This is a genomic window from Mesorhizobium sp. M5C.F.Cr.IN.023.01.1.1 (assembly GCF_003997585.1).
Classification (GTDB): Bacteria; Pseudomonadota; Alphaproteobacteria; order Rhizobiales; family Rhizobiaceae; genus Mesorhizobium; species Mesorhizobium wenxiniae.
The window spans coordinates 1-11,950 of sequence record NZ_RZSU01000156.1 but is presented as its reverse complement, the minus strand read 5'-3'; the positions used below and the strand labels follow the sequence as shown (position 1 = coordinate 11,950).

Below are 11,950 nucleotides of genomic sequence, written 5' to 3'. Positions count from 1 at the left end.
TCCGCGATCCCTTCGATCACTGGCTGGCCGATAATCCGCAGGAAGCTTCGAAGCTGCTCGAATGGGTGATCGCGCGTGCCGACGAGCGGGTGCGCCGGCGCCAGGAAAAGGAAGTCTCGCGCAAGAGCGCGGTGCGCAAGCTGCGCCTGCCCGGCAAGCTCGCCGACTGCACGCAGAATGCCGCGGCCGGCGCAGAACTCTTCATCGTCGAGGGCGATTCGGCCGGCGGCTCGGCGAAACAGGCGCGCGATCGCGCCTGCCAGGCGGTGCTGCCGCTGCGCGGCAAAATCCTCAACGTCGCCAGCGCCGGCAACGACAAACTTGCCGGCAACCAGCAGATTTCCGACCTGATCCAGGCGCTTGGCTGTGGCACACGCTCGAAGTACCGCGATCAGGATCTGCGCTACGACCGGGTCATCATCATGACAGATGCCGACGTCGACGGCGCCCATATCGCTTCGTTGCTGATCACCTTCTTCTATCAGGAGATGCCGAGCCTGGTCCGCGGCGGCCATCTCTATCTGGCGGTGCCGCCGCTCTACTCGATCCGGCAAGGCGGCAAGGTCGCCTATGCCCGCGACGATGCGCACAAGGACGAACTGCTGCGCACCGAGTTCACCGGGCGCGGCAAGGTCGAAATCGGCCGCTTCAAGGGGTTGGGCGAAATGATGGCCGCCCAGCTCAAGGAAACCACCATGGACACGAGAAAGCGCACGCTGCTCAGGGTCGATGTCATCGACGCCGAGGCGGCGACCAAGGATGCGGTCGACGCGCTGATGGGCACCAAGCCGGAAGCCCGCTTCCGCTTCATCCAGGAACGTGCGGAATTCGCCGAGACGGAAGTGCTGGATATCTGAGCTAACTCGCTCGCACGAATGCGTTGCTCCCGGATTTTTTCGCGAAGGATAAGGTCTAAGCCGCAGCGATCGCCAGCGCATGGCCGCGCGCGTTTTCGCGCAGCGCATCGAGATGGATCGATTTGACCAATCCGGCGAGATCGCCTTCGGCGGACTGCCCGCCCAATTCCTTCAGCATCAGCCAGCTGACTTCCTGGACGCCGGCGAGGCGCTTGCCATTGGCGACCTCGCGCCAGATCTTCAGCGCGCGCAGGATGATCGCGTGCGTGGCCGCGGCAAGGCCGACGCTGCGGAACAGCGCCTGCAGCGCCACGTCATGCCCGCCGGCCAGCAGCGCTCTCACCCGTTGTTCGGATTGCTGGCTGAGCGCGACCAGCGCCGAGCCGAAGAAATCGACCTTGCCATGCGCGATGGTGCGAATGATGAAGCTTGCGGTCAGGTCGCCGCGCAGGCGCAGATGCTCGATGAGCGCCGTATGTTCCTCCTGGCGCGTGCCTTCGATCAGCGTCACGCAAGCCTTGACGCAGGCGTCGCGCATGACGCGCTCGGCTCTGGCACGGCCCATCAACGCCAGCACCAGCGGCGAACATTTGAGCGTTTCACCAAGTTTTATCAGCAGCATATGCCGGCAGTCGGCGGGCAGACGCGCGTCTGATATCAGCGCTTCGCGCATCGAAGGCAGATGGCCATGGCGTTCGGCGATACGGCGGAAGCTGAGCGAAGCGATGTCGGCGCCGCTGTTGGCGAGAAGCGTGGCGCAGGCTTCCGGCTCGCCGATTTCGGCGATCGCCGCGGCAACCGCCATGGAGACGCGCGCACGATCGGCGATCAGTTTCTGCGTCGCCTTCTGGCCGCCGGCAACGCGGTCGATCAGATCAGCATCGGTGAGCAGCGGCGAACGTGCCAGCACCAGGCTTGCGACTTCCGGTTGATCGGACGCCAGCGCGCTGATGATCTGCAGCGGCGCGTGATCGCTCATCGACAGCGCCTCTGCAATCGCCAGCCGCACTTTCGACGAGGCATCGTCGAGCAGCAGCGTCAGCGCGGCCTCCGCCGCGCAGCGGTCCTCGAAAGGCAAATCGGCATTGATGTAGGCGCGAGCCAGGGCGCTTGCCGCAGCAGCGCGCTCCGAAACCTTGGCCGTGTAGATCCATTTCAGGAAATGCGAAACAACCATGCCGTCCGCTACGCCCCTAACCCGAGTCCGTTCCCGCCCCAGTGAAGACCGTAGGCAGAAATGGTTTACGAACGGTTCACCATGTTTGTTAACTGGCTTGCGAGCGCGGTATGCAGCGCCTATCAACCCCTAAGAGCGGACGCACAGAAGTACGCTCTAACACTTTGAATTTCGCATCGTGCTTTCCGAACATCGATTCCGATTTTCAGGCCGATGCGGCAGCGGAGGAGATCGAGCATGGCCGGGCTTTATCTGGAAGAGTTCGTCGTCGGCCATGTCTTCCGGCACGCGCTGCGTAAAACCGTCACCGAAAGCGACAACATGCTGTTTTCGGTAATGACGCTTAACCCGCAACCGCTGCACATCGATTTCGACTTCGCCGCCAAGAGCGAATGGGGCAAGCCGCTGGTCAATTCGCTGTTCACGCTGGGCCTGATGATCGGCATTTCGGTGAACGACATCACCGTGGGCACCACCATCGCCAATCTCGGCATGAAGGAGACGGTGTTTCCGCATCCGGTCTTCCACGGCGACACCATCCGCGTGGAGACGACGGTGGTGTCGGTGCGCGACTCCAGGTCGAAGCCGGACCGCGGTATCGTCGAATTCGAGCACCGCGCCTACAATCAGAACGACGTGCTCGTCGCCAAATGCACAAGGCAGGCGATGATGATGAAGAAGAAGGCGGCCTGACCAATGCGCTCGCTGCTGTTCGTTCCAGGCGATTCCGAAAAGAAGCTGGAAAAGGCGTTTGGCGCCGGCGCCGACGTGGTCATTGTCGATCTCGAGGATTCGGTCGCGCCACAAAACAAGGCCTTGGCACGCGATATCGCCGCACGCTTCATCCCCGAACACAGGCATCAAACCAGGTCCGCGATCTATGTCCGCATCAACGATTTCTCGACCGGCCTGACCGAAGACGATCTGGCGGCACTCGTGCCAGTGAAACCCCACGGCATCATGCTGCCGAAGTCGAATAGCGGACAGGATGTCCAGCATCTCTCGGCAAAGCTCAGGGTGCACGAGGCCGAAAGCGGGCTGCCGGATGGTGCGATAAAAATCCTGCCGATCATCACCGAAACAGCTGCCGGCGTGCTGGCGGCTGCGACCTACGCCAACGCAAGCGCGCGGCTTGTCGGCGTGACCTGGGGTGCGGAAGACCTCTCGGCAGCAATCGGTGCGCGCACGGCCCGCGACGAGAATGGCCGCTCCACCGATGTGTTCCGCTTCGCCCGTACCATGACCATCCTCGCCGCGGGTGCCGCGGAAGTCGCCGCGATCGACACGGTTTTCCCTAGTTTTCGCGACATGGGCGGCTTCGAGGCGGAATGCGCCGAGGCAGAGCGCGACGGGTTCACCGGCAAGATGGCGATCCATCCGGCGCAAGTGCCGGTCATCAACACTGCCTTCACGCCGTCGACCGAGGCGGTGAAACACTCCCTGGCGATCGTTCAGGCATTCGAGGCGGCTGGAAATCCCGGCGTCGTCGGCATCGATGGCAAAATGTACGACCGGCCGCATCTGCGGCTGGCAGAGCGGCTTCTGGCGCGAGCCAGGGCGGCAGGGATTTCGGCCTAGCGGGCTTTCTGCCGGATATCCTTGCTTCGGGGTGTCTTATAACTAACTCCCTGCCAGCAGAGGTCATTCGGGTAACTTTCTCGGCAGCCAGAGCCACGCGATGATGCCAGTTGCAAGCGTTAGCAGACCGCCGGCCCCGACCGCGACATGTAAACCGGTGAGGAAGGCCTCGTTGGCCCGCTCGATAATTTCAGGGTCCGACCGATCAAGTGTTTCGTTGAGCGTGCCGGCAACGCCGGGACCCAACAGCCGGAAGGTCAGCGCGGCCAACGATCCGAGCAGGGAAATTCCCAGCGCGTTGCCCAGTTCGTTGCTGGTCTCGGCGATCGAACTCGCCGCACCCGCTCGTTCGGCAGGAACGGCCGACACCGCGATCTCGGCCACGAGGCTGAAGGACAGCCCATATCCGACGCCAGCGATCATGGTCGAGGCGATGAAGGCCGCGATTCCGACCTCGGTGGTCGTGAACAGCAGCAGAAGGACGCCGACGCTGATGAGCAGATGTGTGGCAACAAGGGCGGTTTTGCGGCCGATCCGCTCCACGATGCGAGCGGTGCCCACGCAAGTCGCCGTCAGCAAGATCGCGCCCGGCAGCGTCAGCAGTGCAGCATTGAAAACATCAAAGCCCAGCACCGATTGCAGATAGATGCCCGACAGATATCCGGTGGCCGACCAGACAACCAGCGTAAGAAGACCGGTCAGGATGGCGATGGAGAAAATGGGGTCTCGGAACAGGTCCAGGTCAAGCAGCGGATAGTCAATCCTGCTCTGTCTGCGCACGAACAGCCCAAGGGCAAAGATGCCGACGATCCCGATGGTCAATAGCGTCGGCGTGAAGCCATGGGCCGCCGCGCTCTTGAGCGAATATGTGAACAACAGGACGCCTGCGAAGGACAATACGAGGCTCACGAGATCGATTCGCCCGTAGGTAGTCGAACGCACCTCCTGAAGCAGTACCGGTGCAGAGATCAGGAAGCCGATCACGACGGGGACATTGATGAGAAACACGGCGCCCCATTCGAATTGCCGCAACAGCAGGCCGCCGATGACAGGCCCGATGGCGAAACCAGCTGCAAAAGTCGCCGCGAAAATGCCGATCGCCTGAGCGCGTGTTCGCGGATCGGGGAACAGCGAGCTCACGATCGCCAGCCCGGAGGGCAACAGTGTCGCGCCGCCCAGTCCCATTAGGACGCGCGAGGCGATCAGGCTTTCAGGCGTTTGCGAATAGGCTGCGCCGAGCGATCCAGCACCGAAAACCACCGCGCCGATCATGATCAGCTTCAGCCGCCCATAACGGTCGCCGATATTGCCGAAGACGATCAGCAGCGATCCAACCACGAAACCGTAGATGTCGAGAATCCAGAGTGCTTGGTCAGCGGTCGGCGTGATGGCCGAGGTCACACGCGGCATGGCGAGATAGAGTATCGAGCCGTCCATGGCTACGAGCAGGACCAGAGGCAGGACGGCCATGAGGCCCAACCATGCCCTGCGGTCGGTGGAGCGTGCAAGTGAAGTATCGGTCATAAGACACAAATCCTCTGCGAACGGCATGCGGAGGCGTGCCGATTCGGCCGCCGGCGGGACGCCCGGCGGATGGTTGCGATTGAAGAGAGAACCCTATATACTCCAGGTAAGTTACTTTTGGTACATAGACGTGTCAAGCACACTGAAGAACCGCGAATCCACAGGGAGGCGCATTCGTCTCAGTCGCGAGCAGCGGCTAAGCCAACTGCTTGAGGTGGCGAGGTGGCTGGTTCGCGATGAAGGCACCGACGCGTTGACGCTGCCGCGCCTGGCCGAACAGGCCGGTGTCGCCAAGCCGGTGGTCTATGATCATTTCCGTACGCGCAATGGTTTGCTGACCGCCCTCTATCAGGATTTCGACGCGCGCCAGACGGCTCTGATCGACGCCGCCCTTGAAGGAAGCGCTTCGGTTTTGGAAGAGAAAGCCTCTGTCATCGCGTCGTCCTACGTTGAATGCGTGCTGGCTCAGGGCCGTGAGATCCCCGGCGTGCTGGCCGCGCTGGCAGGCTCGCCTGAACTGGAGACGGTCAAGCGGGATTACCAACTGGATTTCATTGAGAGGTGCCGGAAGGCGTTGGCCCCGTTTACAGGGCCAAGAGGGATCATGCAGGCCGGTTTTTGGGCAATGCTAGGCGCAGCGGACACCTTGTCCCATGCTGCTGCGACGGGAGAAATCACCGCTCAACAGGCGCGGGACGAACTTTACGAGACAATCGTTGCGATGATCGAGAGAAGCAATCGTTGATGCATGTCTCCCCGGAACGGGAGAACGACCAAAAAGTTAGCGTCCCATCCCGATTCCGGGATCAAATTCTAGTCTTTTCCCCAGCGCGGCCGGCGCATCGAAAAGATTTCGCTGACACTGGCATAATCCATATAGCCAAGACGGCTGACATTCCCCGCCTTGACGATATCGAACATGCCGTCGTTCAGGAACGCATCGTCGATATGCACGCCGACAACTTCGCCGGCAACGACGACAGCGCTGGTCAGCGTCCCGTCCAGCGCCTTTGGCCGCAGGATTTCCGTCACCCGGCATTCAAGCGCCGCCGGCGCCGCCGCCACGCGGGGCGGCGCAACAAGACGCGACGGCGCCATGGCGAGATCGGCATAGACGAATTCGGTGACACCGCGAGGTGCATCGACCGCCGTGCGGACCATTTGTTCAGCGAGATCGCGGCTGACGAGATTGGCGACGAACTCGCCTGTCTGTTCGGCGAAGGCGGCGCTGTCCTTCTCGCCTTCGGACGAAAACCAGACGATGAAGGGTCGTGTCGAAAAAGCATTGAAGAAGGAATAGGGGGCGAGGTTGATCTCGCCGGCCTTGCTTACCGTCGAGATCCAGCCGATCGGCCGTGGCGCCACGATCGCCTTGGACGGGTCGTGCGGCAGCCCATGACCCTTTGCCGGCTCGTAGAACATTCAGCCCACCCACGGCCCTGCATAGTCGGCATAGAGCTTTGCCGGATCAGGCCGCGGCCGTTCCGGCGTCGGCCCCCGATAGGAGCCGATATGGACGAAGCCGACGACCCGCTCATGCGGCGCCAACCCGAGGATCGCCCTGCCCTCCGGCACATCGGAATACCAGTTGCTGATCATGTTGGTGCCATAGCCCAGCGCATTGGCGGATATCATCAGGTTCATCGCCGCCATGCCGCCCGACAGGAACATTTCCCATTGCGGGATTTTTGGGTTTTCCTTCGGGCTCGACACAACACCGATCACCAGCGGCGCGCGTGAAAAGCGCGCCAGTTCCTGATTGTGCCGGCTTTCTGGCAGCGGCCCTTCACGCTGTTCGGCAAGGGCTGCCAGCTTCTTGCCGATCTCGATGCGTGCCTCGCCGCGGTAGAGGATGAAGCGCCAGGGCTCGAGGCGGCCGTGGTCCGGCACCCGCGAAGCAGCGGCGATCATCGTCGCGATGTCGGCGTCGCTGGGCGCCGGTTCCTTCAACTCCGGGATCGGTGCGGAATTTCGGGTCAGCAGAAAGTCGATGATCGGCGACGCCATGGGCGCAAGTCTCCTGGAATTTGAGCTGAAGCGCACCATCGGGGCATTGGGCGGCTCGGGCATTGGCGCGGCGCGCCGGACAAAGAGCCCTCTAGCAGAAGCTGATCGGAGTCTTAAGCCTTGAAATTGCCACCGCCTTGGGCTTCAACGCAAGGCATGTTTGAGGGGACATTGCGTCTTTTCCTGATCTGGCTCGCTGCCGCACTGTTCATGGTGCCGGTTTCGCTTGCCTTCGCGCAAGATGTGGACGGCCTCGGTGATCTGAAACTTCCCGGAATTTCGACCTATGCGCCTCCGAAAAGCGAGACACCGCTGGCATTGGGGAGCAGCGGGGCGATCACGCTGTCGGCGCAATTGACGGACAAAGGCGCCGACATCACGCGTGGCATCGTCTGGCGCGTCTTCAAGCCTGAACCCACCGGCGACGGCAAGCTGCCGATGGTCGCTTCCGCCCATGGCGGCAGCGCGGTGTTCCAGCTCGAGCCCGGCAGCTACCTGGTCCATGCGTCCTACGGCCGGGCCGGCGCCACCAAGCGCATCACCGTCGGCAAGGACGCCAAGCGCGAAAGCCTCGTGCTCGATGCCGGCGGGCTCAAGCTCGATGCCGTACTATCGGGCGGGGTGCGCATACCGCCGAAGAAACTGCGGTTTTCGATTTATGAGGGCCAAGCCGAAGCCAATCACGATCGCGCCCTGATCATACCCGATGTCGAGCCGAACAGCGTAGTGCGGCTGAACGCGGGCGTCTATCACGTCGTCTCGACCTATGGCGGGGTGAATGCGGTCATCCGCTCCGACATACGCGTCGAGGCCGGCAAGCTGACCGAAGCGGCCGTCGAGCACCGTGCTGCGGAGATGACCATGAAGCTGGTACGCGAGTCAGGTGGAGAGGCGATTGCCGACACCTCTTGGTCGTTGCTCAACGAATCCGGCGATCCCATCAAGGAAACCGTCGGCGCCTTTGCTTCGATGGTGCTTGCCGAGGGCGACTACACCATCATCGCCAAGAACCGCGACCGCATTTACCAGAAGGATTTTACGGTCGTGGCCGGGCAGAACAAGGAAATCGAGGTTCTCGCCACGGAGGCCTCGGCGATGGATCCCGAGGAAGGCGCGGACTAAACCGTCCGGACATTGCCGTACGGGATCGGGTCCAGCGTATGGTTTGCCGATCAGGCCGCCTTGCGCATGCGTCGCGGCAGAAACTGGCCGCGGCCGCGCGGTTCGACCGGTGCCAGATCGAAAACGCCGCGATGGAGGCGGTCGAGCAAAGCCTTGCGGTCGCGCAGCGGTTCCAGTTCGCTCCAGGTGAGCACATCCCCGACGCGCACGTCGATCGATTTGCCGGACAGTCGCGCGAATTCGTGGATGAGCAGGGAAGTGCGCAGCGTCAACGAAGCCTTGCCGACGAACTTCGCCACGCGCCCGTCGCGCTCGGCCATGTTCATCGGCCCGCTGACCAAATGGAACAGCCGGCCGTTCTGACCGGAAAAGTGCATTGGGACAACCGATGCCTTGGCGTCCTGGACGAGACGGGCCGGAAACATTTTCCACGGCAGATCGCGCGCCCGGCCAAAGCCTCTCGGCGCGGTGGCGACGCCGCCCGCGGGAAACACGACGATGATGACGCCCTCTTTCAGCAGCCGCACCGCCTCATGGCGCACCGCCATGTTGTTCTTCAGCGCGTCCTTGGTCTCGGAAAAGTCGATCGGCAACGAATATGGCTCCATCTCGCGGATCTTGAGCAGGTCCTTGTGGATCATGACGCGGAACGGGCGCTGAAGCTGCTCGGCCAGCGAGAGCACCGCAATGCCGTCGCCGATACCGAACGGATGATTGGCGACGATCACCAACGGCGTGTCGGGCAATCTTGCCGGCGGCCATTGGCCGGTGGTCCGCACCCCGACATCGATCAACTCCAGCATGCGGCTGAACACACGCTCGCCCGTCGGCACCACATGGCGGCGCCAGAAATCATAGAGCGCCGCATAGCGGTCGCGACCGGAAAGGCCTTCGATCGAATGGATGAACCAGCGCGCCAATGCCGGCTGGCGCGGATTGGCATAGGAAAGCTCGGGAAAAGGCCGTTCGCGCAATTTCAGTTTGAGCATGACGGCTCATTACAAGGTCGGCGTGACAGGGATATGAAAATGGCGGTGGATCACTCCACCGCCATTGCCTTGAAACTTCGGAGCATTCAGGCCGCGCGGCGCCTGCGGTCGGGCGTCACCGCTTCTTCCGATAGGAGCTTCACGGCTTCCGCGAGGCCAAGCGATTCCTGGTCACGGGAGCCGAGCCGGCGGATGTTGACCGTCTCTTCCTCCGCCTCGCGCTTGCCGCAGACGAGGATGACCGGCACCTTGCCCAGGCTGTGCTCGCGCACTTTGTAGTTGATCTTCTCGTTGCGCAGGTCGGCCTCCGCCAACAGCCCGGCCGCCTTCAGCCGCGCGACGACCTTTTGCGCGTAATCGTCGGCATCGGAGGTGATCGTCGCCACCACCACCTGCAGCGGTGCGAACCACAGCGGAAAATGGCCTGAATAGTTCTCGATCAGGATGCCGAGGAAGCGCTCCATCGAGCCGCAGATGGCGCGATGCACCATCACCGGCTGCTTCTTTTCCGAATCCGAGCCGATGTAGAAGGCGCCGAAACGTTCCGGCAGGTTGAAATCGACCTGCGTGGTGCCGCACTGCCATTCGCGGCCGATCGCATCCTTGAGGGTATATTCGAACTTCGGACCGTAGAACGTGCCCTCGCCTTCGTTGATGCCGGTCTTGATCCGACCGCCGGATACCGACGCCATGCGTTCCAATGACCGCCGAAGAATTTCTTCAGCGTGATCCCACATTTGATCGGTGCCGACCCGTTTTTCCGGCCGCGTGGCAAGCTTGACCACGACCTCTTCAAAGCCGAAATCCCGGTAAACCGACATCATAAGGTCGTTGATCCGCAGTATCTCGGCTTCCAGCTGATCTTCTGTGCAGAAGATATGCGCATCGTCCTGCGTGAAGCCGCGCACCCGCATCAGCCCGTGCAGCGCGCCGGACGGTTCGTAGCGATGCACATTGCCGAATTCCGCAAGCTTTACCGGCAGATCGCGGTAGGACTTCAGCCCGTGCTTGAATATCTGGACGTGGCCGGGGCAGTTCATCGGCTTCAGCGCAAAGACCCGGTCGTCGTCGGTATCGTCGCCGGCGACCGTCACCTTGAACATGGCATCGCGATACCAACCCCAGTGGCCCGACGTCTCCCACAGGCTCTTGTCGAGCACCTGCGGCGCGTTGACCTCCTGATAGCCCTGCTCGTCGAGGCGACGGCGCATGTAGTTGACCAGGTTCTGGAACATCCTCCAGCCCTTGGCATGCCAAAAGACGACGCCCGGCCCCTCTTCCTGGAAATGGAACAGGTCCATCTCGCGGCCGAGCTTCCTGTGGTCGCGCTTTTCGGCTTCCTCCAGCATGGTCTGGTAGGCGTCGAGCTGCGCCTGGTCAGCCCAGGCCGTGCCGTAGATGCGCGTCAGCATCGGATTGTTGCTGTCGCCCCGCCAATAGGCGCCGGCCACCTTCATCAGCTTGAAGGCGCTGCCGATCTGCCCGGTCGAAGCCATGTGCGGGCCGCGGCAGAGGTCGAACCAATCGCCCTGCGCGTAGATCTTGAGCTCCTGATCGTCGGAAATGGCGTCGATCAGTTCAAGCTTGTAGCGCTCGCCCTTGTCGGCAAAGATTTTTTTCGCCTTTTCGCGCGGCCAGACCTCTTTGGTGAACGGCTTGTTGCGCGCGATGATCTCGCGCATCTTTTTCTCGATCACCGGGAAATCGTCGGGCGTGAACGGCTCATTGCGGGCAAAATCATAGTAGAACCCGTTCTCGATCACTGGGCCGATCGTCACCTGCGTGCCCGGCCACAATTCCTGCACGGCTTCGGCCAGCACGTGTGCCGCGTCGTGGCGGATGAGCTCCAGCGCGCGCGGGTCTTCGCGGGTGATGATCTCGATCTTACCGGACTTGCCGAGCGGATCGGAAAGATCGCGCACCACGCCGTCGATCGAGTAGGCAACGGCTTTCTTGGCCAGCGACTTCGAGATCGATTCCGCCAGGCCGGCGCCGGTCATCGCCGCCTCATAGTCGCGGACGGAGCCATCGGGAAATGTCAGGGAAACGGAATTCAGCATAGAGTTCTCCTATCCAGTCCCGCAAACGAGCGCGGGTGGTGAAATACCGGATGCGTCCGGCGGCAGCCTTTTAGGGGTAGATCCAAGCGCCGTAAAGCCGGATCGTCGTCGCCCGTTTATTTGATCAGATCAGGCAGGTCCTTCAGGAATGTCGCCCGCGTCGCGGGGCCCTTCGGCATATCGGTCCGCTTCGTATCGACCACAAGCCGGGCAAACACGATCTGACGAGCATCCTTCTCACCCCAGCCCACGAACCAGCCAAGCGAACGTCTTTCCTTGCCGCCATTACCGAGTCTGGTAGTCCCGGTCTTGCCCTGCACGGTCCAGCCACCTGCCTGGAAAGTCGGCAGGATCGCCTCAGTCATCGCGTGGGCTTTGTCCGAAACAGGCAGTTTGCCGGCAAGCAGGCGGCGCAGGAAATTCACTTGCTCGACCGGCGATATCTTAAGAGAAGAATTCACCCAGGACCGGGTGAGGCCATCATTCTTGCCGGCGTTGCCGGAAACATCGGTGTTGCCGTAGTCGAATTTCGAGACGTAGCCGGCGAACCGCTCGGCACCCAGCCGGCGTGTGATCTCGCGTGAGAACCAGAGGACCGAATCCTTCTCCCAGATCGTCGGGTCGACGGTTTTCTGG

At 62.1% G+C, this 11,950-nt stretch carries 12 protein-coding genes; 5 read left to right on the top strand and 7 right to left on the bottom strand.

The features are described 5' to 3' along the window. Positions 1 to 857 (top strand): toprim domain-containing protein (locus tag EOA78_RS32870; RefSeq protein WP_245477933.1); only part of this gene is annotated, 857 nt, incomplete at its 5' end. Between the two features lie 55 nt (positions 858 to 912). On the opposite strand, the gene EOA78_RS32865 is transcribed toward EOA78_RS32870, so the two are convergent. After that, complete coding sequence (locus tag EOA78_RS32865) at positions 913 to 2,034, bottom strand: DUF2336 domain-containing protein (protein WP_127319643.1); 1,122 nt, start codon at positions 2,032 to 2,034, stop codon at positions 913 to 915. A gap of 237 nt (positions 2,035 to 2,271) precedes the next feature. Here EOA78_RS32865 and EOA78_RS32860 point away from each other — a divergent pair, with 237 nt between their 5' ends. Beyond that, entirely contained in the window at positions 2,272 to 2,727 is a 456-nt protein-coding gene (locus EOA78_RS32860) for a MaoC family dehydratase (protein ID WP_127319641.1), read from the top strand. Positions 2,728 to 2,730: 3 nt separating this feature from the next. Then, positions 2,731 to 3,612, top strand: coding sequence for a CoA ester lyase (locus EOA78_RS32855; RefSeq protein ID WP_127319639.1), 882 nt, complete (start codon positions 2,731 to 2,733; stop codon positions 3,610 to 3,612). A 63-nt stretch (positions 3,613 to 3,675) separates the two neighbouring features. Here EOA78_RS32855 and EOA78_RS32850 read toward each other — a convergent pair whose 3' ends face one another. Beyond that, positions 3,676 to 5,136 (bottom strand): MFS transporter, encoded by a 1,461-nt coding sequence (locus EOA78_RS32850; protein ID WP_127319627.1) that lies wholly within the window; start codon positions 5,134 to 5,136, stop codon positions 3,676 to 3,678. 130 nt (positions 5,137 to 5,266) lie between these two features. On the opposite strand from EOA78_RS32850, the gene EOA78_RS32845 reads away from it, so the two are divergent. Further along, entirely contained in the window at positions 5,267 to 5,881 is a 615-nt protein-coding gene (locus EOA78_RS32845) for a TetR/AcrR family transcriptional regulator (RefSeq protein ID WP_135937558.1), read from the top strand. Positions 5,882 to 5,949: 68 nt separating this feature from the next. Here the strand turns inward: EOA78_RS32845 and EOA78_RS32840 are convergent, their stop codons facing one another. Together EOA78_RS32840 and EOA78_RS32835 are read right to left on the bottom strand one after the other, a co-directional pair. Next, positions 5,950 to 6,558, bottom strand: a complete 609-nt coding sequence (locus EOA78_RS32840) for a flavin reductase family protein (RefSeq protein ID WP_127319623.1) — start codon at positions 6,556 to 6,558, stop codon at positions 5,950 to 5,952. Beyond that, positions 6,559 to 7,143, bottom strand: coding sequence for a nitroreductase (locus EOA78_RS32835; protein WP_127319621.1), 585 nt, complete (start codon positions 7,141 to 7,143; stop codon positions 6,559 to 6,561). Positions 7,144 to 7,299: 156 nt separating this feature from the next. Here EOA78_RS32835 and EOA78_RS32830 point away from each other — a divergent pair, with 156 nt between their 5' ends. Beyond that, entirely contained in the window at positions 7,300 to 8,265 is a 966-nt protein-coding gene (locus EOA78_RS32830) for a hypothetical protein (RefSeq protein WP_127319645.1), read from the top strand. Positions 8,266 to 8,315: 50 nt separating this feature from the next. Here the strand turns inward: EOA78_RS32830 and EOA78_RS32825 are convergent, their stop codons facing one another. From EOA78_RS32825 to EOA78_RS32815, 3 genes are all read right to left on the bottom strand, one after another. Further along, positions 8,316 to 9,254: a GNAT family N-acetyltransferase gene (locus tag EOA78_RS32825; RefSeq protein ID WP_127319619.1), complete on the bottom strand. Its 939-nt coding sequence runs from the start codon at positions 9,252 to 9,254 to the stop codon at positions 8,316 to 8,318. A gap of 86 nt (positions 9,255 to 9,340) precedes the next feature. Then, entirely contained in the window at positions 9,341 to 11,314 is a 1,974-nt protein-coding gene (thrS, locus tag EOA78_RS32820) for a threonine--tRNA ligase (RefSeq protein WP_127319617.1), read from the bottom strand. 116 nt (positions 11,315 to 11,430) lie between these two features. Then, the coding region (locus EOA78_RS32815; RefSeq protein ID WP_164784040.1) for a class D beta-lactamase at positions 11,431 to 11,950 on the bottom strand (520 nt) is incomplete at its 5' end.

Excerpts from the sequence above, each read along its gene's own strand:
- EOA78_RS32865 (WP_127319643.1), bottom strand. The coding sequence starts at position 2,034 with ATGGTTGTTTCGCATTTCCTGAAATGGATCTACACGGCCAAGGTTTCG.
- EOA78_RS32860 (WP_127319641.1), top strand. The coding sequence starts at position 2,272 with ATGGCCGGGCTTTATCTGGAAGAGTTCGTCGTCGGCCATGTCTTCCGG.
- EOA78_RS32855 (WP_127319639.1), top strand. The coding sequence starts at position 2,731 with ATGCGCTCGCTGCTGTTCGTTCCAGGCGATTCCGAAAAGAAGCTGGAA.
- EOA78_RS32850 (WP_127319627.1), bottom strand. The coding sequence starts at position 5,136 with ATGACCGATACTTCACTTGCACGCTCCACCGACCGCAGGGCATGGTTG.
- EOA78_RS32840 (WP_127319623.1), bottom strand. The coding sequence starts at position 6,558 with ATGTTCTACGAGCCGGCAAAGGGTCATGGGCTGCCGCACGACCCGTCC.
- EOA78_RS32835 (WP_127319621.1), bottom strand. The coding sequence starts at position 7,143 with ATGGCGTCGCCGATCATCGACTTTCTGCTGACCCGAAATTCCGCACCG.
- EOA78_RS32830 (WP_127319645.1), top strand. The coding sequence starts at position 7,300 with ATGTTTGAGGGGACATTGCGTCTTTTCCTGATCTGGCTCGCTGCCGCA.
- EOA78_RS32825 (WP_127319619.1), bottom strand. The coding sequence starts at position 9,254 with ATGCTCAAACTGAAATTGCGCGAACGGCCTTTTCCCGAGCTTTCCTAT.
- thrS (WP_127319617.1), bottom strand. The coding sequence starts at position 11,314 with ATGCTGAATTCCGTTTCCCTGACATTTCCCGATGGCTCCGTCCGCGAC.